Origin of the sequence: Pseudomonas sp., from assembly GCF_030684895.1 — a bacterium.
Taxonomy (GTDB): domain Bacteria; phylum Pseudomonadota; class Gammaproteobacteria; order Pseudomonadales; family Pseudomonadaceae; genus Aquipseudomonas.
Genome location: NZ_JAUXXP010000090.1, coordinates 197,252 through 219,533, shown reverse-complemented (window position 1 = coordinate 219,533; position 22,282 = coordinate 197,252). Strand labels below are relative to the sequence as shown.

Sequence of the window (22,282 nt, the reverse complement as noted above, 5' to 3'; positions counted from 1 at the left end):
CCCCTCCTACGACAGAGCGGCAGCCTCAGGCTTACAGCGTTGGGTAGTCGAGGTAGCCGACCGGGCCCTTGCCGTAGAAGGTTTCCGGGTGCGGCGTGTTCAGCTCGGCATCCTGCGCCAAGCGCGCCGGCAGGTCCGGGTTGGCGATAAACGGAATACCGAAGGCCACCGCATCGGCCTTGCCTTCTGCCAGCCAGGCATTGGCCTGGTCCTTGGTGAAGCGTTCGTTGGCGATAAATACGCCGCCGAAGGCTTGTTTCAGGCTTGGCGACAGGCTGTCGTCGGCTTCTTGCTCACGGGCGCAGATAAAGGCGATGCCGCGCTTGCCCAGCTCGCGAGCGACGTAGGTGAAGGTTTCGGCGCGGTTGGCGTCGCCCATGTCGTGGCTGTCGGCGCGTGGCGCGAGGTGCACGCCGACGCGGCCAGCACCCCAGACGTCAATCGCCGCATCGGTCACTTCCAGCAGCAGGCGTGCGCGGTTTTCCAGGTTGCCGCCGTAGCGGTCAGTGCGCTGGTTGGTGCTGCTCTGCAGGAACTGGTCGAGCAGGTAACCGTTGGCCCCGTGGATTTCCACGCCGTCAAAGCCGGCGGCCTTGGCGTTTTCCGCGCCCAGGCGGTAGGCCTCGACGATGTCGGCGATTTCTTCGGTTTCCAGGGCGCGCGGGGTGACGAAGTCCTTCATCGGGCGCACCAGGCTGACGTGACCCGCCGGCTGGATGGCGCTCGGCGCGACCGGCAGTTGACCGTTCAGGTAGATCGGGTCGGAAATGCGCCCAACGTGCCACAGTTGCAGGACGATCTTGCCGCCTGCAGCGTGCACGGCCTTGGTCACATTGCTCCAGCCGCGCACCTGATCAGCCGACCAAATACCGGGGGTGTCTGGGTAGCCGACGCCCATTGGAGTGACGGCAGTGGCTTCACTGATGATCAGGCCGGCGCTGGCGCGTTGTACGTAGTACTCGGCCATCAGCGCGTTGGGTACGCGGCCTTCATCGGCGCGGCAGCGGGTCAGTGGGGCCATGATGATGCGGTTGTTGAGTTGCAGATCGCCAATCTGGATCGGGTCGAAAAGCGTAGTCATGGGACGGTCCTCTCAGGTTATTCGTTGAGTGCAAGTTCAGGTGCAGGAGTGCGGGTACTAAAGGTCAGCAGGGTGGCCAGCAGCGCCAGTACGGCCAGGGCGGCAGCGGCCAGGGGTACGCGGGTGAGGCCGAAGCCTTCGGCAATCACCAGGCCGCCAACCCAAGCGCCGAGGGCGTTGCCGAGGTTGAAGGCGCCAATATTCAGGGTCGACACCAGGTTCGGGGCGCCGCTGCCAAAGGCCACCACATTGACCTGCAAGGCCGGCACCGCCGCGAAGGCGGCGGTGGCCCAGAAGAACAGGGTGATTTCGGCGGGGATCAGCGCCTGGCTGGTCCAGCTGAACAGGGTGGAAATCACCGCCATGGCGACGAACACGCCGACTAAGGTGGCTTTCAGGTTGCGGTCGGCCAGGCGACCGCCGAGCACGTTACCCAGGGTCAGGCCGAGGCCGATCAGCAGCAGGGTCCAGGTCACGCCGGTGGGCGATACGCCGGTGACTTCGCCAAGCAGCGGCGCGATATAGGTGAACAGGGCAAACATCGCGGCGGAGAACAGCACCGTGGTGCTCAGCGCCAACCACAGGCCGGCACCGCGTAGGGCGCGCACTTCGCTGGCGAAGTCGGCCTTGGCTTCATCGGTTTTGCTCGGCAACACGCGCCACAGGCCGATCAGTGCGATCACGCCAATCAGGGTTACGGCCCAGAAGGTCGAGCGCCAGCCGGCGTACTGACCCAGTGCGGTGCCCAGCGGTACGCCCAGCACGTTGGCCAGGGTCAGGCCGGTAAACATCAGCGCCACGGCCGAGGCGCGGCGATTGGCCGGCACCAGGCTGGCGGCGACCACCGAGCCGATACCGAAAAATGCACCATGGCAGAGGGCGGTGATCACCCGGGCGAGCATCAGCATTTGGTAGTCGCTGGCCAGGGCGCAGAACAGGTTGCCGGCGATAAAGATGCTCATCAGCGTCAACAGTGAGGCTTTGCGCGGCCAACTGGCGGTGGCCAGGGCCATAAAGGGCGCACCGATGGCCACGCCCAAGGCGTAACCGGTGACCAGCCAGCCGGCGCCGGGAATCGACACACCAAGGTCGCCGGCGACTTCCGGCAGCAGGCCCATGATGACGAATTCCGTGGTGCCGATGGCAAACGCGGACAAAGCGAGGACGAGAAGCGCTGCAGGCATGCCGTCAGCTCCTGAAAAAAGTGAATGTAAAAGTTGGTTTAGAGCGCTTGGCTGATGTGGTTAAGGAACGCCTGGATGGTCTCTTCATTGCGTTTGAAGAAGTTCCACTGGCCGACCTTCTTGCTGCTAATCAAGCCGGCGCGCTGCAGGGTCGCCAGGTGCGCGGAGACTGTTGATTGCGACAGCCCGGTGCGCTGGTCGATCTTGCCGGCGCATACGCCGATTTCCAGCGGATGATCCTGGTCGGCGAAATACGCCTGCGGGTCTTTCAGCCAGTGCAGAATGTCGCGCCGCACCGGATGGGCCAGGGCCTTGATCACTTCATCGATGTCGAGTTGCATACGGGTTATCCCCTGTGCGCTGTAACGCCATATCGCGATGGAGCGAACTTTATATCGGCTTCTTGCGATATACAGATCGTTCGTGGCGATAGTCATCATCACGCGGGCTGATGTGTAAGCTGAGGCCATGAACTACCTCGCGCATTTACACCTCGGCGGCGACGCGCCGGCACAGCTGCTGGGCAGCCTGTATGGCGATTTCGTCAAAGGGCCGCTGGCCGGGCAGTGGCCGGCGGATATCGAGGCGGCGATCCGCCTGCATCGGCGCATTGATGTATTCACCGACAGTCATCCGCTGCAAGCGCAGGCGCTGGCGCGTTTTGCCATTGAGCGGCGGCGTTATAGCGGCATCTTGCTGGATGTGTTTTTCGATCACTGCCTGGCGCTGAATTGGGCCGACTATGCTGCCGAGCCATTGCCGCGCTTTACCGGGCGGGTTTATCAAGTGCTGGCTGACGAGCCGCGTTTGCCTGAGCGTCTGGCGCGGATTGCGCCGCGTATGGCCGCGCAGGATTGGCTGGGCAGTTACCGCGAATTTGCCGTGTTGGAGCAGGTGGTGGCGGGGATCGACCGGCGCCTGTCGCGGCCAGGCTTGCTGGCCGGCGGCGCGGCCGAGCTGGAGCAGCTGTATCAGCCGCTGCTGGAGGATTTCCGCCAGTTCTATCCGCAGTTACAGGACTTTGTGGCTCGCGAGCGTGGACTCGTCGGTTAGGCGGCCTGGCTTTCTGTTTCCGTCTTTGCTGTTTTAGGGGCATCAGCGGCACCAAACAGCGCCTGACTGATCGCCTGCTGCGCCGCGCGGGCCAGGGCATTGCGATTCAGTTCGCTGCTGGCAATCGGCGTCAGCAGCTGGATCTGCACCTCGCTCAGCTCGCTGCCCAGCAAACGCAGCAGGTGCGAAAGCATGTCGTCATCCCCGATAAACGGCGCCACGCTGCACGGCTTGCCATCGCGCAGGTAACGGATAGCCACCGGCTGCACCGATACGCCGCTGTCGATCGCGCTGCTCAGCAAGCGGCCGTGAAAGGTGCGCAGGCCGAGGCCGTCGGTGGTGGTGCCTTCGGGGAAAATCAGCAAGTTACGTCCATGCTGCAGATGGCGGCCAAGTTGCTGGTTAAGCAGGCTGCTGTCGCCTGAGCCACGGCGGATAAATAGGGTGCCGGCCTTGTGCGCCAGCCAGCCGGCCACCGGCCAGGTACGCACCTCGGCCTTGGACAGAAAGGACAGCGGGGTGAGCATGCCGAGCAGCGGAATATCGGTCCAGGACACGTGATTGCTGACCCACAGCATCGGCTGACGCGGCAGCTCGCCCTGTACCTGCAAGCGGAACGGCAAGGCCGCCGCCAGGCGCGCGAGAAACCAGCGAGTCAGGCGCTGACGGGTCGGCATCAGATCATGCCGGACCAGGCGTTCGAACAAGGTGATAGCCGCCGCCAGCAGGGTGCCGAGGCTGATCACCGCCAGCAGGCGCGCCAGGCGCAGGTACAAACGCACTTTCTTCATCGAACTCTCTCGCTGCAAAAACACAAACGCCGGCACTGTCTACAGCGTGTCGCGGCTGCAGGCAAGTGTGTAGGTTGGGTTGAGAAGCGCAGCGACGAAGCCCAACAAGCGATCAACGGTGCACGTCGATGTCATGACGGACACCGTCCGTTGGGCATCGCTGCGCTCAGCCCAACCTACACGGCCGCCTTGAAGTGGCGGGCGTAGCGCGGGCAAAGCTCGTCGCGCTTGAGCAGGATAAACACGTCGGCGACCTGGAAATCCTGGTCCCAGCACGGCTCGCCGCAGATCTTCGCGCCTAGGCGCATATAGGCCTTGAGCAGCGGCGGCATTTCGGCGATCACGTTGCTCGGCACATCCAGCGCTGGAAGCGGGGTTTTCGGTTCGGCGCGCAGGTACTCGTTGCACAGGTAGCGCTCACGTAGGCGCTGCATGATTGCCTGGGCCTGAATGCCGCCGTCCTGCATGGAGATGCTGGCGCAGCCCATCAGGTAGCGGTAACCGCCTTCGTTGAGCACTTCAGCCAACTCGCCCCAGAGTACGGCGATGGTGGCGCCGTTGCGGTAGGCGGCGTCGACGCAGGTGCGGCCGATTTCCAGCACCGGCCCTTCGAGATGCGGCAGGCCGTGCAGGCTGAATTCCTCTTCGCTGTAGAAGCGCCCCAGGCTGGCAGCCGCCTGATGGTCGAGCAGGCGTGTGGTCGCTACCAGCTCACCGCTATTGAGGTCACGCACGCCGATGTGTTGGCAGTGAATGTCGTAGTCATCCATGTCCAGGCCCAGTTCGGCCCCTTTGAGCTTGGCATCGAATTCAGCGCTGAATACGCGAAAGCGCAGCGCCTGGGCTTCGCGCAAGGCCGCTGCGCCGTGTAAGCGTTCGGCCTGCAGGCGACGAGCTGGGGTAGTGCGGTCGCGGGTGATTGCCATCTGGGTCATGCCGTCATCTCCGTTAGCCGGCTTTTTGCCTTGCAGCCGGTCGATCTTGTTGGGCAAGCTCAGGCTAGGTAGCGGCGGTGTCACCTCCATGAAGATTTGGTGATGCTTGTGTGACAGTGCTTTCAATAACCCCAACAAGGAGCAATGCATGCCCTGGCAACAGCTGTTGAGCCCGCAAACGCGTCTGCCGGTCGTGGGTCTGGAGGCGTGGTACGCCAGCCTGCTGGAACGCATCGGCAACCCAGCCCCGTTGCAGCTGGCTTTGCTCGGCGGGCGTTTGGCAGCTACGCCAGGGCTGGCGTTTCTTGCCGGTTACCAGGGCGCGTTGCGCGCACTCTGGCCGGCCGCGCCCTGGACCCTGGGCGCGCTGTGTGTAACCGAAAACCGCAGCACCCGCCCGGCGGATATGAGTACGCGGATCAACGCGCTGACCCTGGATGGCCGCAAGGATTTCGTCACTGCCGCCGAAGCCGCCGACTGGCTGCTGGTGGCCGCACGCGAGGAAGATGCCGGAGCGCCAGTGCAACTGGCTTTGGGCGTGGTGCGCAATGGCGCGCCGGGTGTGCAGATCGAGACCTTACCCGCATTGCCGCTGATGCCGGATGTCAGCCATGGCCGCCTGCATCTGCAGGGCGCGCAGTGCGAACGTCTGGCCGGCGATGGCTGGGATGACTACGTAAAACCTTTCCGCACATTGGAAGACACTCACGTGCTGGCGGCGCTGACCGCCTGGCTGTTTGGTGTGGGCCAGGAGTCGGCCTGGCCGCAGGCCCTGCAATTGCGCTTGCTCGGCTTGCTGGCCGGCTGCGCGGAAGTGGCGCGGCAATGTCCAAGTGCGGCGGGTAGTCACGTGATGCTGGCTGGGCTGTTTGCCCAGTTCGACAGCCTGCGCAGTGATTTGGACAACGCCTTTGCCGCTGGTGATGCACATTGGGCGCAGCTTTGGCAGCGCGACCAGGGCGTGCTGGCGATTGCCGGTAGCGCGCGTAGCAAACGTTTGCAGAAGGCGCAAACAGCGCTCGGCATGACCTTCTAAGTAGCCCGGATGTAATCCGGGAGCGGTTGTATTGGCAAAGGATTGCCCCGGATTGCATCCGGGCTACGGGTTTAACCGGTGCATGTCGGCGGGCTTGATCCAGATCAGTAAGGCCAGCGCGCTGCGCCAGTAAGCTCGCGGGCTTTCGGGAGAGAGCCTGCCATGCGACGCGAGCCCATAGTGCTGTTCGATAACGGCGAGCATCAATGCATGATGTTCGATGACCTGGTCAGCGGGGAGGGCGTGCAGTCCAACCAGTTTCTGATCACCGACAACGAGCAGTACCTGCTGCTCGATCCGGGCGGCGATTTGACCTACACGCCGTTGTCGCTGGAGCTGTCCAAGCACATTCCGGTGCAGGACCTGACCTACATCTTCGCTTCGCACCAGGACCCGGACATCATCGCCTCGCTGGACAAATGGCTGCTGCACACGCGTGCGCAGGTCATTTGCTCCAAGCTGTGGGCGCGCTTTCTGCCGCATCTGACGGCCAACTACCTGGCGCTTAGCCGTGGCATCAACACCTTCGACCGGATCATCGCGCTGCCGGATCGCGGTCAGTCGTTTGCCCTGGGCAAATGCACGCTCAAGGCCGTACCGGCGCATTTTCTCCACTCGGTGGGTAACTTCCAGCTGTATGACCCGGTGAGCAAGATTCTGTTTTCCGGCGATATGGGCGCCTCCCTGGTCGACGACGCGCACCCGGTGAGCGACTTCGTCAACCATGTGCCGAACATGCACGGCTTTCACCGCCGCTACATGGCCAGCAACAAGATCTGCCGGCTGTGGGCGGCGATGGTCCGTGACATGGATGTGGCGATGATCGTGCCGCAACACGGGCGGCCCTTTGTCGGCGCGGAAATGATCAATGCCTTCCTCTACTGGATCGAAAACCTGGAGTGCGGCATGGATCTGATGGGGCCGGAGGATTACCGCTTGCCGAAATAAGAACCTACATGAAGTCTGCTGCGCGTCGGCCCTGCTGCGTTAAAAACAGGCTCGGAATGCTCATGTACAAAAGTACACTCCGCTTCCTCGCCGTTTTGACCAGCCGAAGGCTGTTACTACGTAGCGCCTTGCAGGACTCTAGCTCGCGAGACTTTAAATAGATTCCTTCCGTACTGACTTTTCGCGCCGAATAAGCAGATAAACCGGCGTGTTCGGCGCTTTTTGTCGGCGTCAAACGCATGCTAGGGTGCCGCCTTCGATCCCCGCAGAGGCAGCGCAATGTCCTTCACTCTCTATCCTGTACGACGGCTGATCCTGGCGTGCGTCTTTGGCTTGGGTTGCGCGACGGCGCACGCCGAGAACTGGCCAGGCGAGGACTGGGACAGCCAGTTGGCTGCGCCCAGCGCCGCTCTCAGCGAGCTGGAAAACTACGCCTTCCCGGCCCGTGATGACGCTACCCGCAAAGGTGTGCGCACCGACGCACTGCTGGTGATTCGCGATGGCCGGGTGATCTACGAGCGCTACGCCGCGCCGACCACCGCCGCCACCCCGCATCTGACCTGGTCGATGGCCAAGAGCCTGCTGGCCACCACCCTCGGTGTGGCCTATGGCCAGGGGCGATTCAAGCTGGACGCGCCGGTGGCCGATTACTACCCGCCGTTTGCCGCGCACCCGCAGGTCAAGGTCGGCCATTTGCTCAACTGGGCTTCGGGCCTGGACTGGCAGGAAGACTATGAATACGCGCCGCTGAAATCCTCGGTGGTGGCGATGCTCTATACCCGTGGCCGCAGTGATATGGCGGCGTTTACCGCCGCGCACAGCGCCGATGCCGAGCCGGGCGAGCGGTTCCGTTATTCCAGCGGCGACAGCAACGTGTTGGCTGCTGCACTGAAGAACATGGTGGGCGAAGCGGCTTACGCGGATTACCCCTGGACCGCGCTGTTCAACCCGCTCGGCATCACCACCGCCGTGTGGGAGCGCGATGCCGCCGGCACCTTTGTCGGTTCCTCTTATGTGTATATGAGCGCCCGCGACCTGGCCCGTGTCGGCCTGCTGATGCAGCACGAGGGTCGCTGGCGCGAGCAGCAGTTACTGCCCAAAGCCTGGGTCGAGTTCAACCGCACGCCGTTTGCCAACTACCAACCGCAGGCCGAAAAGCCCGGTGAAGCGGTGCCTGGCGGGCAATGGTGGTTGAACGCTGCGGTGGCCGGCGCGGGCAAGCCGTGGCCGGATGCGCCGGAGGACACCCTGGTGGCGTCCGGGCACTGGGGGCAGGGGCTGTATGTGATCGCCAGTGAGAACCTGGTGATCGTGCGCTATGCCGATGACCGCGATGGCAGCTTTGATCGCAACCATTTCCTCAAACTGGTTCTCGCCGCGTTGGCCGATGAGGTGCAGCCATGATTCGTCGTCGTCCGTTCAGCAGTCTGTTGCTGCTTATTCTGCTGTTACTCGCCGCCCTGGCCTGGCAGAACCGCGCGCACTTGCAGGCTTTTCCAGGGATCATCGGCGCGTACTCGGCCAAGGAGTATTGCTCGTGCCGCTATGTGGCGAACAATCCGGCCGACTACTGCGAGGCGTATGTGGCGCAGTATGTTTCGCTCTCCGGCTTCTTCGATGATCAAGCCAATAAGCGCGTGACGGCGCGCGGCCTGGGCAGCACCCAGAGTGCACAGTGGCTGGGGCCGCGTCAGGGCTGCCAGCTGTTGCCGGAACCGGCGCAACTGCCTGAGTCATAAAGCACCAACGGTTCGCCTGGCAGGGTGTGCAAGGCCCTGCCGGACGGCTATGGTGGCGTCTTCATTTTCCATGCGTGAGACGCAATGCGCAGAATCAACTGCAACGTGAACTGTCATGCCGCATAACGTCTTTCCCTGGCGACGCGGTAACACGCTGACGCTGCTGATCGACGGGCCGCAGTTCTTTGTGCAGATGCTGGCGCGCATCGACGCCGCCCAGCGGCAGGTCGAACTGGAACTCTATCTGGTGGAAAGCGGCGCCTGCGGCCATGCCTTGTTGGCGTCGTTGTGCGCGGCGGCTCAGCGTGGTGTGGCCGTGCGCTGCCTGCTGGATGCTTTTGGCGCGCAGGGCCTGCAGGTGGCGGATCGGCAGCAACTGCAGGTGGCCGGTGTGCAGGTGCAGTGGTACAACCCGCTGCGCTGGAAGCACGGCGTGCGCAACTTTCACCGTGATCACCGCAAGCTGCTGCTGGTCGATGAGCAATTCGCCTTTGTCGGTGGTACCGGTGCGACCGATGAGTTCTGGCAGCCGGAGCAACCCAGCAGTCGTTGGCATGAAGTCATGGTGGAGATCAGCGGGCCGCTGGTGGCCGACTGGCAGCAGCTGTTCGAGCGCCAGTGGCAGGCGAGTCAGGCCTGGATCGCCTGGCGACCGCGTATGCCGCTGCGCCTGAAAAACCTGCCGGCATTGCCTGCGCGGGGGCAGGGGCTGGGTCGTGTGGCTTTTGCCGACGCCTCGCAGCACCGCGATATCCTGCTTTCGCTGGTGCGTGCCTTGCGCGGCGCCAAGCAGCGTATCTGGCTGGCCACGCCGTATTTCCTGCCGACCTGGCGCGTGCGCCGCACCCTGCGTCAGGCGGCTAGGCGCGGCATTGAGGTGCGCCTGCTGCTGGCTGGGCAGCACACTGATCATCCGCCGGTGCGCTTTGCCGGCCAGCGCTATTACGCCAGTTTGCTCAAGGCTGGGGTGCGGATATTCGAGTACCAGCCGCGCTTTCTGCACCTGAAGATGGTGCTGGTGGATGACTGGGTCAGCGTCGGTTCCTGCAACTTCGACCACTGGAACCTGCGCTTCAATCTGGACGCCAACCTGGAGGCGCTGGACCCGCAGTTTACCGCCAGCGTGGCGGCCAGCTTTCAGGCGGACTTTGTCGAGAGTGATGAAATTACCCTGGCTGACTGGCGTGCGCGGCCCTGGTGGCGGCGGCTGCAGCAGTCCATCTGGGGCGCGCTGGATCAGTTACTGGTCAACCTGCTTGATCGTCGTCGCTGACCCGCACTGTTTCGGCCCGCACTTTTGTCTGGTGTAGGCCGGGCAGGGCGCCGCTATGCTCGGCGCATAACTCGAATAAGGATGCTGTCGATGCGTGGTCTGCCCTGGCTTGCGGTGCTGCTGTTGGTTGCCTTGAGTGGTTGCTCGACCCCTGGCGCGTTTTTTGGTGCAACCCAGGGCGCAGCCTATAGTGAGCACGTGCTTAGCGATGACAACCATGCGCTGGTTTACCTGTACAGGCCGCAAAGCGACTGGGCCGATCAGGAGCTGGAAGCGCCCGCGTTGTTTCTGAATAACGCACGCATCGGCAGCCTGCCGAGCAATGCTTATATGGTGCTGGAGTTCGATATCGCCAGTTACCAGCTGGAAATGCGCCGGCCGCTGTTTGGCACGCACTGGACCTTCTTCGCCGATGGCCCGCTGGACTTCACCCTGATCAGCAGTTTCACCCTGGATGTCGAAGCCGGCGGCATCTATTACCTGCGCTATGACGAACTCAACCCGCCACCAGTCAATGAGCAGGCACTCAGCCAGGGCGATGGTCCACTGCAACTGGTGTCCCGCGAAGTGGCCGCAACAGAAATCGGCGCCACCCGTGAGATCCAGCCCTTCGAGCGGATTGCCGCCAGTGGCGAAACCGAGCGCATGCAGCGCAGCTTCTGGCGCAAGGTCGGCAAGTCGCTGGACAAGATCGGGATTTAGCTGTCGCTGGCCGCAAAAACCAGTAGCCCGGATGTAATCCGGGGGTGTGCTGAAAATCCCCCGGATTGCATCCGGGCTACCGGAGCGGGCTAGGTGGGTGGAAAACCGCGAAGCGTTTTCCACCTTCTGGTTTAGATCAACTCGACTGCCACTGCCGTGGCTTCGCCGCCACCAATGCACAGTGAGGCGATACCGCGCTTGCCGCCGGTGTTTTTCAGCGCGTTGATCAGGGTCAGGATAATCCGCGAGCCGGTCGAGCCGACCGGATGGCCCTGGGCGCAGGCGCCACCGTAAATGTTGACCTTGGCGTGATCCAGGCCGTGCTCACGGATGGCCAGCATGGTGACCATGGCGAAGGCTTCGTTGATCTCGTACAGGTCAACGTCGGCCTTATTCCAGCCGGTTTTCTTCAGCAGGTTACTGATCGAGCCAATCGGCGCGATGGTGAACTCGCTTGGGTCCTGGCTCTGGGTGGCGTGGGCGACGATCTTCGCCAGCGGCTTGAGGCCACGCTTGACGGCTTCTTCAGCAGTCATCAGCAGTAGCGCCGAGGCGCCGTCGGAGATCGAGCTGGCGTTGGCTGCGGTGATGCTACCGTCCTTGCGGAAGGCCGGTTTCAGGCCGGGGATTTTTTCCAGGTTGGCGTTCAGCGGCTGTTCGTCATCCTTGACCACGACATCGCCCTTGCGGCCGCTGACGGTGATCGGGACGATTTCCGCATCCAGCGCACCGCTGGCGATGGCGGCCTGAGCGCGTTTCAGCGATTCGATGGCATAGGCGTCCATCTGCTCACGGGTGATGCCGTACTGGTCGGCGGTTTCCTGGGCGAAGGAGCCCATCAGGCGGCCGGTGCGCGCATCTTCCAGGCCGTCGAGGAACATATGGTCCTTGATCTCGCCGTGGCCCATGCGCAGGCCTGCGCGGGCTTTGCTCATGATGTAGGGCGCGTTGGACATGCTTTCCATGCCGCCGGCGATCATCACGTTATTGCTGCCGGCCTTGAGCGAATCAAACGCCATCATCACCGCTTTCATGCCTGAACCGCAGAGCTTGTTGATCGTGGTGCAACCGGTGGCAGCGGGCAGGCCGGCGTTCAGCGAGGCCTGGCGCGCCGGGCCCTGTTTGAGGCCGGCAGGCAGCACGCAGCCCATGATCACTTCCTGCACGTCGGCAGGCGCAACACCGGCGCGCTCGACCGCAGCGCGAATGGCGGCCGCACCCAGATCAACCGCGGCAATGCTCGACAGGCTGCCTTGAAAACCACCCATCGGCGTACGTGCGCCGCTGACGATGACGATATCGGACATCAGGAAACTCCTCGTTTTTGTAGTAGATCGCAGGCCAAACACATCGAATGCGAGTCGCCGATTCTACTGCGTGACTAAAAATGCCCAAAGAGTCACGCGGAAAATCATTCTTTGGGCTGATTTGAGCAGGCTGCGGGGGCTCTAGATTGGCCGCACTGAAAAAAGCCGACAAATAGGTACCGCCATGCTGCAGACCCGCCTGATTGCTCCCGCCGACAATGCACACCAAGCGCCGCTGTTGATCAAGCGCCTGCTGCTGTCCGGTATCCGCTACGAGAAAACCCGCGAAATCGTCTACCGCGATCAGCTGCGTTACAGCTACGCCACCCTCAACGAGCGCGTGGCGCGCCTGGCCAACGTGCTCAGCGAAGCCGGGGTCAAGGCCGGTGACACTGTGGCCGTGATGGATTGGGACAGCCACCGTTACCTAGAGTGCATGTTCGCCATTCCGATGATCGGCGCGGTGCTGCATACCATCAACATCCGCCTATCGGCGGATCAGATTCTCTACACCATGAACCATGCCGAGGATAAGTTCGTGCTGGTCAACAGCGAGTTCGTGCCGCTGTACAAAGGCATCGAAAGCCAGCTGACCACGGTGGAGAAGACCATTCTGCTCACCGATGCCGCCGAGAAAACCGCCGACCTAGCGGGCTTGGTCGGTGAATACGAAAACCTGCTGGCCGCCGCCAGCCCGCGCTACGACTTCGCGGATTTCGACGAGAACTCGGTTGCCACCACCTTCTACACCACCGGCACCACCGGCAACCCCAAGGGTGTGTACTTCAGCCACCGTCAGCTGGTGCTGCACACCATGGCTGAAGCCAGCGTGCTGGGCAGCCTGGACAGCATCCGCCTGCTGGGCACCAACGATGTGTATATGCCGATCACCCCGATGTTCCACGTGCATGCCTGGGGCATTCCATATGTGGCCACCATGCTGGGGATCAAGCAGGTCTATCCCGGCCGCTATGAGCCGGAGATGCTTTGCCGTCTGATCAAGGAAGAGAAGGTGACCTTCTCCCACTGCGTGCCGACCATTCTGCAGATGGTACTGGCCGCCCCAGGGGCTCAAGGCCACGACTTTGGTGGCCTGAAGATGATCATCGGCGGTAGCGCACTCAACCGCTCGTTGTATGAGGTCGCCAAGGCGCGCGGCATCCAGCTGACCGCAGCCTACGGCATGTCGGAAACCTGCCCGCTGATCTCCTGTGCACATATCAATGATGAGCTGATGGCCGGCAGCGAGGATGAACGCACCACTTACCGGATCAAGGCGGGCGTGCCAGTGCCGTTGGTGGAAGCCGCCATCATGGCCGCCGATGGCACCCTGTTACCGGCCGATGGCGAAAGCCAGGGCGAGCTGGTGCTGCGTGCGCCGTGGCTGACTCAGGGTTATTTTCGCGAACCGGAGAAGGGCGCTGAACTGTGGGAGCACGGCTGGCTGCACACCGGTGATGTTGCGACCATCGACGACTTTGGCTTTATCGACATTCGCGACCGCATCAAGGATGTGATCAAGACCGGCGGCGAGTGGATTTCCTCCCTGGAGCTGGAAGACCTGATCAGCCGCCACCCTGCCGTGCGTGAAGTTGCGGTGGTGGGCGTGGTCGATCCGCAGTGGGGCGAGCGGCCGTTTGCCCTGTTGGTATTGCGCGATGGCCAGAGCCTGGATGCCAAGGGCCTTAAGGAACACCTCAAGCCTTTTGTCGATCAGGGCAGCATCAACAAGTGGGCGATACCGTCGCAAATCGCCCTTGTTACCGAAGTTCCCAAGACCAGCGTCGGCAAGCTGGATAAGAAACGCATTCGCCTGGATATCGTCCAGTGGCAGGCTGCCGGCAGCCCATTTCTGTCGACCGTCTAAGGCTGTGAGGTACGGGCGAGGTGCAGACTTCGCTCGTTGATGGGATTACCGGGCAATACCGTTAAGGCCTTATGGCATAAGGCTTTAACGCGATTTAACGGGGGTTTCTTGGAGTGGTTTGCGCAACCTTGCGGGATGTTCAATTTGCGCCAAGCCAGGTCGTTTTTGGTGACTGATCAGTCAAACAAGCGTTTGGCTTGCTAATTGCTCATTCCAAGCCATTCTTGGCTCTGCCGGCCGTGCCAAACACGCCGAAACCTGCGAGCCAGAGTGCCTGGGGGCTGCAAATCACACTTTAGAGGGATCAAGCAGAAGTACCCGCTGGCTATAGTCCGCACCATCCATAACAAAAAACACATGGAGTAGCGTCGATGACAAAAACAAAACAAACCTGGCGCCTGGCAAAACTGCCACTGGCCGTCAGCCTCGCATCCACCCTCGCCGCACCTGCATTCGGCGTTACTTTCAATATCGGTGAAATCGAAGGTCAGTTCGACTCGTCCCTGTCGGTTGGCGCGAGCTGGTCGGTACGTGGCGCTGATCCAGATCTAGTGGGCGGGCATAACGGTGGTAAAGGCCTTTCGCAGACCACTGACGATGGTCGTTTGAATTTCAAGAAAGGTGAGACCTTTTCGAAAATATTTAAAGGTATTCACGATCTGGAGTTGAAGTACGGTGATACTGGTGTTTTTGTGCGCGGTAAATACTGGTATGACTTCGAGACAAAAGACGAAAGCCGTTTGTTCAAAGACATTAGTGACAGCAATCGCAAACAGGGTGCTCAAGCATCCGGTGCCGAAATCCTCGATGCCTTCGTTTACCATAATTACGCTATTGGCGATCAACCGGGTTCTGTGCGTCTCGGTAAGCAGGTTGTTAGCTGGGGTGAAAGTACCTTTATCCGTAATAGCATCAACGAGATTAACCCTGTTGATGTGGCCGCCTTTCGCCGACCAGGCGCAGAGATTAAAGAGGGTCTGATTCCTGTCAATATGTTCTTTGTGCAACAAAGTCTGACTGAGAACCTCTCCATGGAGGCGTTCTACCAAATTGAGTGGGATCAGACAGTAGTTGATAACTGTGGAACATTCTTTGCTCAGAACGATGCTGTTGCAGATGGCTGTGATAGAAACCTCACTGTTTTGACCCCGGCGGTTGCTCCGTTTGGTCGTGCGTTTGGTTATCAGGCAACATCTGAAGGTGTAATCGTTCCTCGCAGCGGTGACAGCGATGCGCGGGATAGCGGTCAGTGGGGCTTGGCCTTCCGTTACACATTTGAGCCGCTTGACACCGAGTTCGGTGCTTATGCGATGAACTACCATAGTCGCACCCCGTTTTTTAGTGCCAATGCTGCTCGGCTAGGCACTTATGTTACTTCTGCACAGATATTGGGTGGTGCTCCATTTCCTCAATTAGGTGGTGCTGCTGTTCCTGCTCAAGCGCGCCAAGGGGTAGCAATCGCGAATGTTGCTGGTTCTAGTAACTATTTTCTGGAATATCCGGAGGATATTCGTCTTTATGGTATTAGCTTCGCTACCACGCTACCTACAGGAACTTCATGGGCCGGTGAGGTTAGTTATCGTCCCAATGCACCAGTGCAGTTGAACTCAACAGATGTTCTCTATGCTGGCGTACGTGGTATCGCTGCAATGAACCCTGCATTTGCTGCATTTAATAACTACTCACTTCTTGGTGGCAGTGCAGCTTCGATCCCGGGTAGTACATTGCACGGTTATAACCGTAAAGAAATTACACAGTTTCAGACTACCTTCACCCATTTTGTTGATCAGGTTATGGGAGCTAGCCGTTTAACTCTTATCGGCGAGGTAGGTGTTGTTCATGTAGGTGGTTTGGAGGATACGTCAAAGGCTCGTTATGGTCGTGATGCTGTATTCGGTCCAGGGATTCTCCCGAGCAACTTCTGTTCGACGATCAATAACGGAACATTTGCTGGTACTCCAGCAACAGTTAATGCAAATAAATACTGTGAAGATGATGGTTTTGTAACCTCTACTGCCTGGGGTTATCGCGCCCGTGCTATCTGGGACTATCCGGATGTTTTCTCTGGTGTGAACCTGAAACCAAGTGTGTCCTGGTCGCATGACGTTGATGGCTATGGCCCGAACGGTCTGTTCACTGAAGGTGCTAAGGCTGTAAGCCTGGGCCTGGATGCTGAATACCAGAATACTTACACTGCCAGCTTGTCTTACACCGATTTCTTCGGTGGCAAATACAACACTAGTGTTGACCGCGACTTCGTTGCGCTCAGCTTCGGCGTGAACTTCTAAGCGGACGAGATTTTTGAGGACGACTATGACTATGAAAACAACAAAAAGTCTGCTGCAAACCGGCGCCCTGACACTCTCGCTGCTGGCCAGCGGTGTGATGGCGGCGGTCTCGCCGGATGAAGCTGCCAAACTGGGTACTACGCTGACGCCAGTCGGCGCGGAAATGGCCGGTAATGCCGATGGTTCTATCCCAGCCTGGACGGGTGGCCTGCCAGCCAATGCCGGTACTGCCGATGCTGCTGGTTTCCTTTCGGACCCGTTCCCGAGTGAGCAACCGCTGTTCACCATCACCGCGCAAAACGTGGATCAGTACAAAGACAAGCTGACCCCTGGCCAGCTGGCGATGTTCAAGCGTTATCCGGAAAGCTACAAAATGCCGGTGTTCGCCACCCATCGTACGGCCACCATGCCGGACTTTATCCTGGCCGCGGCGAAGAACAACGCAGTCAACACCAAGATGGTCGAGGGCGGCAACGGTCTGGAGAACTTCGAGCAGGCTAACCCCTTCCCGATTCCCAAGGACGGTCTGGAAGCGATCTGGAACCACATCACCCGCTACCGTGGCGGCAGCGTGAAGCGTCTGGTTACCCAGGCGACTCCGCAGCCGAATGGCTCCTACAGCCTGGTGTACTTCCAGGATGAGTTCACCTTCCGTGGTGCGCTGAAGGATGCCGACACCAGCAAGCCAAGCAACGTGCTGTTCTACTTCAAGCAGCGGGTAACTGCTCCTTCGCGTCTGGCCGGTAACGTGCTGCTGGTACACGAAACCCTCAACCAGGTGAAAGAGCCGCGTCTGGCGTGGCTGTACAACGCCGGCCAGCGTCGCGTGCGTCGTGCACCGCAGGTGTCCTATGACGGTCCAGGTACCGCCGCGGATGGTCTGCGTACGTCCGACAACTTTGACATGTACAACGGTGCACCTGACCGTTACGAGTGGAAGCTCAACGGTAAGAAGGAAATCTATATTCCTTACAACAGCTACCGTCTGGACTCGCCGAAGCTGAAGTATGACCAGATCATCAAGGCTGGCCATATCAACCAAGACCTGACCCGTTACGAGCTGCACCGCGTATGGAATGTGACTGCAACCCTGAAATCGGGCGAGCGTCATATTTATGCCAAGCGTGACTTCTACCTCGACGAAGATACCTGGCAAGCTGCTGCCATCGACCACTACGACGGTCGCGGTACTCTGTGGCGTGTGGCTGAAGCCCATGCTCAGTACTACTACGATAAGAAAGTGCCGTGGTACAGCGTAGAGACCCTGTATGACCTGCTGTCCGGTCGTTACCTGGCTCTGGGTATGAAGAACGAAGAGAAAAGTGCTTACGAGTTCGACTACCCAGCGAAAGAAAGCGATTACACCCCAGCGGCCCTGCGCCAGGCTGGCGTACGCTAAACCTGAGTAACGCTGCATAAAGAACCGGCCCGCAAGGGCCGGTTTTTTTATGGCCGGTATTCATGGTTGTTCCCCTTCGGGCCGTCGCTACGCGAGGTTAAAAGTGGCTCCGGCTATTTTTTTATGCCTGTGATAAAACCCGGAAAATACTCAATAGAGGATAAACAATCATTGCCGTTTGCTACCTGACTGGCCACAAGGGCTTCAAATGCGCCCATCAAGAGGCTAGTCTGCGGGGCATTGGTAGTGCCTCTGCCTGACTACTACAAGAAACTGGCTGATGACTGATCTGTCCCGCATTCCTGGCTTGGTTGCCGCGCCCAACGTACTGGGCGGGCATTTCTATCGACCACCGTTACCGGCCAGTTATGTGCCACGCCCGGGGTTATGCGAGCGCCTGCTGGGTGGCTTGGCGGGGCGCCTGCTGCTGGTGAGCGCGCCGGCGGGCTTCGGTAAAAGCTCATTGGCCATCGAGTTCTGCGAGCATCTACCCGAGCAGTGGCAAAGCCTATGGCTGGGCTTGAGTTCGCGGGACAGTGATCCCGGGCGCTTTCTTGAGCGCTTGCTTAGCGGTCTGCAGCAGTTTTTTCCCGGCGTTGGGCAGGAAGCGTTGGGGCTGCTGCGTCTGCGCCAACGGCATCAACCCTTCGCTTTTGAGGAGTGGCTCGACGGTCTGCTCGATGAGCTGACGCTGCGTCTTGATCCGCAGCAGCCGTTGCTGCTGGTGCTGGATGACTACCACCTGGCCCAGGGCGCGGTGCTCGACCGCTGTTTGCAGTTCTTTCTAAGCCACCTGCCGCCCGGCCTGGTGATGCTGGTCACCAGCCGGCAGCGCCCCGATTGGCACCTGGCGCGCCTGCGCCTGTCGCGTCAGTTGCTGGAATTGCACGAGCAGGATCTGCGCCTGACCGATGCAGAAAGCACCGAGTTGCTTGCGCTGCAGGGCAGCGTGCTGTCGGCTGAAGCGCTGGCTGTCTTGTTGCAGCGCAGCGAAGGCTGGGTAGCGGGTTTGCGTTTGTGGTCGCTGGCTGCCAGTGAAGCGCAGGAATCAACGGCACTGCCGGCGCTGGCTAAGGGCAGTGACGGCCTGATCCATGACTATCTGCTGGAAGAGGTGATCGAGCGCCAGCCGGCCGAGTTGCAGGCGTTTCTCTACGAGACCGCTTGCCAGGATCGCTTCTGCGCCGAGCTGTGCGACGCCTTGCGTGATGCCCATGACAGCGCCGCGATTCTCCGTCACCTGCAGGCGCACCAGGTATTTCTGGTGCCACTGGACGAACAGGGGAAATGGTTTCGCTATCACCACCTGTTTTCCGATCTGCTGCGCAGCCGTCCGCAGCCAACTTCAGGCCTGCACTTGCGCGCATGCCGCTGGTTCAGTGCCGAGGGAATGCTGGATGAAGCCATCGAGCAAGCGTTGCGCGCCGGTCAACCGGACGTGGCAGCCAACCTGGTACAGAACCTCTCCGAGGAACAACTGCTGGCCGAGCAGAACGTCGCGACCTTGCTGCGCTGGAAGATGGACTTGCCAGACAGCCTGCTGACCAGCACGCCGCGCCTGATTCTGCTGTATGGCTGGGCGCTGGCGCTGGCCTGCCAGCTGGATGCCGCCGAAGAGCTGTTGGCTGAGCTGGGGCGCTTTCTCCCTGCGCGCGATCGCAGTGAGCAGGAAGGCCTGCTTGCCCAGTGGCTGGCCCTGAGTGGGGTGATTGCCCGGGGCCGTGGTGACAGTGCCAAGGCCCAGGCCTATTGCAGTGAGGCACTGAGTTGTCTGCCGCTGGATCGCTACGGGCAGCGTCTGATGTGTCTCTCTAGCCTGGCCAACTTGGCCATCGTCCATGGTGATCTTTGGCGTGCTCGCGGACTGAATCGGGAAGCTCTGGAACTGGCGCAGCGGGTCGGCAATCCGCTGTTCGAGGCCCTAGCTCATTACGATCGTGCGCGCGTGCTGCAGGCCCGTGGTGAAGTGCTGCGCGCGCTGGACGAAGTGCATCAGGGCCAGCAGCGTCTGGCCAATCTGCCGGCCCAGCGGCAGTACGCTGCACGCGGACGGCTGACACTCTACGAAGGTTATCTGCTGAGTCTGCGCTTGCAGCCGCAACAGGCCCGCCAGCGCCTGTTGGCCGGGATTGCCGAGGCGCGTGGTTGCCGTGATATCAGCGTGCTGATCGGTTACTGCGTACTGGCCAGCCTGGAAGGGCGCAGCGGCAACCTGCCAGAAGCCTTTGCCCAGTTGGCCGAAGCCGAGCGGCTGATGCATATCTGGGACATTCCAGCGATCTATTACCTGGCGATGATCACCCTGACCAAATGTGAGCTGTGGCTGCGTCAGGGGCAGACCGAGCTGGCGGGCGTCTGGCTGAGCCGGCTGCTGGATGCCTATGGCGGCGAGCAGGCGGCTGCGGCCCCGGAGTTCCATCCGCAATTGCCGCTGCATATCCAATTGCACCTGGCCACTTACGAGCGTTTGCAGGGCGAGGATGAGCAAGCTGAGCGGCGTTTGCGCGGGCTGAGTCAGCTGGCGCAGAACGCTGGCGGCCAGTTGCTGGGGGCGATTGCGCAGATGCAGCTGACCGCCTTGCTGCGTGATAGCGGACGTGAGCGTGAGGCGCAGCAACAGTTGCGCAGCGCCTTGCAGGCCGCCGCTGGTGGTGGGTTGTTGCCGTTCCATGGGCTGCTGAGTCAGCAACCCGAGTGGCTGCGCGAGCAGTTGCTGGGGCAGGACGCGAGCCCTTTGATTGAAGCCTTGCGGCAGCACCTGCCGCAGTCAGCGCAGGCAGTTGGCCAGGACGACTATGCCGGCGTGGTTGATGCCCTCAGTTCGCGCGAGCTGTCGGTGCTGCAACTGATCGCCCAGGGCTGCTCGAATCAGGAGATCAGCGACAGCCTGTTTATCTCCCTGCACACGGTGAAAACCCACGCCCGTCATATCAACAGCAAGCTTGGTGTGGAGCGGCGTACCCAGGCGGTGGCGCGAGCCAAGAGCCTCGGTCTACTGCGCTGATTCAGCCGGAACCGACAGATCAAGGCTGCGCGTAGGCGTCTTGCGCGGTTGCGCCGCAGCTTCAGCAAGTTTTGCCTGCACATCCTGTTGGATGCTCAGCAGCACTGGCTGCAGCTCGCGCATGTTCTGCTGCACTTCTGCATAGGCATGCTGCTGCGCCAGCTGTTCGACGCGTTGCAGCAGCGTTTCGCGCACCTCCCCACTCAAATGAATAAACAGCTCTGGCAGTTGCTTGCTCAGCTCGGCGCTGTAGAGCACCAGCTCTTCACGGCCAAACTGTTTGGTCAGGCCCAGGTAATCCAGTGCGCTGGAGGTGAGCATGGCCGCTGCCGCCTTGGTCTCATGCAGGCCTTGCAGTCGCACCGGGTTGCTCTGCTCGGTTGCCGAGAGGGTCATCCAGAATTCGGTGGTTAAGGTAAACAGCACGGCCTGCTGGCGCAGTGAATAACTCATCAGCCCCAGCGCCTCGGCGGCATAGGGTTGTTGCACGGCCCGGAAGTCGAAATACAAACGCATCAGCTCCTTGAGGCGGAACAGCGCTTCGCGGGCTTCGTTCTGCCGCAGCTCCAGTGGCGCGTAGATATTCAGTTGCGGCCGAAAATTCTCCTCGCTGACCATGCGTTGGTAGATCGGCCCGGTGAATTCGCCGCTGCGCCGAGGCAGGGCGTTGAGCTGGGTGCTGTCGACCTTGTTCAGCGCCTCCAGCAGTTGCTGGTAGTCGGCACTGTTCCAGGGCTTGTGGATATCAGGAATCTTCTGCCCGAGATAGAACAGCTCGGCGGCCTGCACAGGCGACAGCAGAACCAGCAAAAGGATGGCCAGCGGTAGGTAACGGCGGCGTGTTAGCGTGTTCAGCACAACAATAATCCTGCGGCGATGGCGTTCTGAGTAATCAACTGCAGAGTAACCAGCTTGCTCTGCTGCGTCACCCGCGCCTTGGTTGGGACGTGTGCGATGCAACAGGCTTTGGCAGAACTGGGTGCCGTTCGCGCGGTATTTGAAGACCTCGGCGGTTACGGTGCCGTGGCCCAGCAGCAGGAACAGGACGGTGACGGACCGCTGATTGGCCATTTACAGCGCACCAATATCCAGCTGGCGGCGATTCCGGTATTCGCCCGCAAGGGATTGGCCGACACCACGGTGAACGACCTGCTGGCGGCGGCCAATGTGTCGCGGCGCACTTTCTACAAGTACTTCGAGAACAAGATGCAGGTGCTCGAAGGCATCTACCAGACGGCGGTGTCCCTGCTGCTGTCGCGCTTCAGTGAAATGCAGAGCATCGCCGGCAGTCCACAGGCCTGGTTACAGGGCATGGTCGGGCGCTACTTCGACTATCACCTGGCCGTCGGGCCGATTATCCGCCTGATGCAGGAAGAGGCTCTGCGCGCCGATTCTCCGCTGGCCGCACACCGGCAGCGGGCGCATACCGAGATGGCGCGGTTGCTGGCCGAACGTCTGCATGGCGCGACCCAGGCCGCCGAGCCGCTGACCTATCGTGCGCTGATCTGGGCCATGGAAGCGGCCTCGCTGGAACTGCTTGGCCGCGCCGCCAGCCGTGCGGAAATCGAACAGGCCAAGCGCGTGCTCAGTGAGCTGCTGATCGCCTCGCTGTGTCCTGCGCCCAGCTCAACCTAGGTTAGGCGTCAGGTTTAAGTGGACATGCTCTGATAGACCG

Annotated in this window: 19 protein-coding genes; 12 read left to right on the top strand and 7 right to left on the bottom strand. The window is 60.9% G+C overall.

What is annotated here, in order from left to right; all coding sequences use genetic code 11:
- Positions 1 to 31: 31 nt before the first annotated feature.
- From Q8M42_RS20565 to Q8M42_RS20555, 3 genes are read right to left on the bottom strand one after another with little or no spacing between them, the layout of a single operon-like run.
- Positions 32 to 1,081, bottom strand: a complete 1,050-nt coding sequence (locus Q8M42_RS20565) for an alkene reductase (protein ID WP_304863201.1) — start codon at positions 1,079 to 1,081, stop codon at positions 32 to 34.
- 17 nt (positions 1,082 to 1,098) lie between these two features.
- The gene (locus Q8M42_RS20560) at positions 1,099 to 2,265 is read right to left on the bottom strand and encodes an MFS transporter (protein WP_304863198.1); all 1,167 of its coding nucleotides are present in this window, start codon (positions 2,263 to 2,265) and stop codon (positions 1,099 to 1,101) included.
- Positions 2,266 to 2,303: 38 nt separating this feature from the next.
- Positions 2,304 to 2,606 carry a helix-turn-helix transcriptional regulator gene (locus tag Q8M42_RS20555; RefSeq protein WP_090382593.1) on the bottom strand — a complete coding sequence of 101 codons (303 nt, stop codon included), beginning with the start codon at positions 2,604 to 2,606 and terminating at the stop codon, positions 2,304 to 2,306.
- 127 nt (positions 2,607 to 2,733) lie between these two features.
- Between Q8M42_RS20555 and Q8M42_RS20550 the strand changes: the two genes are divergently transcribed.
- Positions 2,734 to 3,318, top strand: a complete 585-nt coding sequence (locus Q8M42_RS20550) for an ACP phosphodiesterase (protein ID WP_304863188.1) — start codon at positions 2,734 to 2,736, stop codon at positions 3,316 to 3,318.
- Here Q8M42_RS20550 and Q8M42_RS20545 read toward each other — a convergent pair.
- Both Q8M42_RS20545 and olsB read right to left on the bottom strand, forming a co-directional pair.
- Entirely contained in the window at positions 3,315 to 4,109 is a 795-nt protein-coding gene (locus tag Q8M42_RS20545; RefSeq protein ID WP_304863186.1) for a 1-acyl-sn-glycerol-3-phosphate acyltransferase, read from the bottom strand. The genes Q8M42_RS20550 and Q8M42_RS20545 overlap by 4 nt on opposite strands.
- Before the next feature lie 176 nt (positions 4,110 to 4,285).
- A complete protein-coding gene (olsB, locus tag Q8M42_RS20540; RefSeq protein ID WP_304863183.1) occupies positions 4,286 to 5,044 on the bottom strand; it encodes an L-ornithine N(alpha)-acyltransferase in 759 nt (252 codons plus the stop codon).
- A gap of 148 nt (positions 5,045 to 5,192) precedes the next feature.
- Between olsB and Q8M42_RS20535 the strand changes: the two genes are divergently transcribed.
- The 6 genes from Q8M42_RS20535 to Q8M42_RS20510 all read left to right on the top strand — a co-directional run bounded on the left by Q8M42_RS20535 (position 5,193) and on the right by Q8M42_RS20510 (position 10,742).
- On the top strand, positions 5,193 to 6,080 hold the full coding sequence (locus Q8M42_RS20535; RefSeq protein ID WP_304863180.1) for an acyl-CoA dehydrogenase family protein: 888 nt from the start codon (positions 5,193 to 5,195) through the stop codon (positions 6,078 to 6,080).
- A 162-nt stretch (positions 6,081 to 6,242) separates the two neighbouring features.
- A complete protein-coding gene (locus Q8M42_RS20530; protein WP_304863177.1) occupies positions 6,243 to 7,028 on the top strand; it encodes an MBL fold metallo-hydrolase in 786 nt (261 codons plus the stop codon).
- Positions 7,029 to 7,307: 279 nt separating this feature from the next.
- Entirely contained in the window at positions 7,308 to 8,432 is a 1,125-nt protein-coding gene (locus Q8M42_RS20525) for a serine hydrolase (RefSeq protein ID WP_304863175.1), read from the top strand.
- Complete coding sequence (locus Q8M42_RS20520) at positions 8,429 to 8,767, top strand: amidase (RefSeq protein WP_304863173.1); 339 nt, start codon at positions 8,429 to 8,431, stop codon at positions 8,765 to 8,767. The genes Q8M42_RS20525 and Q8M42_RS20520 overlap by 4 nt, the downstream gene beginning before the upstream one ends.
- A 115-nt stretch (positions 8,768 to 8,882) precedes the next feature.
- Entirely contained in the window at positions 8,883 to 10,040 is a 1,158-nt protein-coding gene (locus Q8M42_RS20515; RefSeq protein WP_304863171.1) for a phosphatidylserine/phosphatidylglycerophosphate/cardiolipin synthase family protein, read from the top strand.
- 90 nt (positions 10,041 to 10,130) lie between these two features.
- The gene (locus Q8M42_RS20510; RefSeq protein WP_304863169.1) at positions 10,131 to 10,742 is read left to right on the top strand and encodes a DUF2846 domain-containing protein; all 612 of its coding nucleotides are present in this window, start codon (positions 10,131 to 10,133) and stop codon (positions 10,740 to 10,742) included.
- A gap of 131 nt (positions 10,743 to 10,873) precedes the next feature.
- Here the strand turns inward: Q8M42_RS20510 and Q8M42_RS20505 are convergent, their stop codons facing one another.
- Positions 10,874 to 12,049, bottom strand: coding sequence for an acetyl-CoA C-acyltransferase (locus tag Q8M42_RS20505; protein ID WP_304863167.1), 1,176 nt, complete (start codon positions 12,047 to 12,049; stop codon positions 10,874 to 10,876).
- 184 nt (positions 12,050 to 12,233) lie between these two features.
- On the opposite strand from Q8M42_RS20505, the gene Q8M42_RS20500 reads away from it, so the two are divergent.
- The 4 genes from Q8M42_RS20500 (at position 12,234) to Q8M42_RS20485 (ending at position 20,607) form a co-directional block, all read left to right on the top strand.
- On the top strand, positions 12,234 to 13,916 hold the full coding sequence (locus tag Q8M42_RS20500; RefSeq protein WP_304863166.1) for a fatty acid--CoA ligase: 1,683 nt from the start codon (positions 12,234 to 12,236) through the stop codon (positions 13,914 to 13,916).
- 371 nt (positions 13,917 to 14,287) lie between these two features.
- Complete coding sequence (locus tag Q8M42_RS20495; RefSeq protein ID WP_304863164.1) at positions 14,288 to 16,204, top strand: DUF1302 domain-containing protein; 1,917 nt, start codon at positions 14,288 to 14,290, stop codon at positions 16,202 to 16,204.
- Positions 16,205 to 16,235: 31 nt separating this feature from the next.
- Complete coding sequence (locus Q8M42_RS20490) at positions 16,236 to 17,603, top strand: DUF1329 domain-containing protein (RefSeq protein WP_304863162.1); 1,368 nt, start codon at positions 16,236 to 16,238, stop codon at positions 17,601 to 17,603.
- Between the two features lie 280 nt (positions 17,604 to 17,883).
- Positions 17,884 to 20,607, top strand: coding sequence for a LuxR C-terminal-related transcriptional regulator (locus tag Q8M42_RS20485; protein ID WP_304863161.1), 2,724 nt, complete (start codon positions 17,884 to 17,886; stop codon positions 20,605 to 20,607).
- Here Q8M42_RS20485 and Q8M42_RS20480 read toward each other — a convergent pair.
- Complete coding sequence (locus tag Q8M42_RS20480; RefSeq protein WP_304863264.1) at positions 20,596 to 21,462, bottom strand: hypothetical protein; 867 nt, start codon at positions 21,460 to 21,462, stop codon at positions 20,596 to 20,598. The two genes, Q8M42_RS20485 and Q8M42_RS20480, sit on opposite strands and share 12 nt — an antisense overlap.
- A gap of 99 nt (positions 21,463 to 21,561) precedes the next feature.
- Here Q8M42_RS20480 and Q8M42_RS20475 point away from each other — a divergent pair, with 99 nt between their 5' ends.
- Positions 21,562 to 22,242 carry a TetR/AcrR family transcriptional regulator gene (locus Q8M42_RS20475; protein WP_275960844.1) on the top strand — a complete coding sequence of 227 codons (681 nt, stop codon included), beginning with the start codon at positions 21,562 to 21,564 and terminating at the stop codon, positions 22,240 to 22,242.
- Positions 22,243 to 22,282 lie beyond the last annotated feature (40 nt).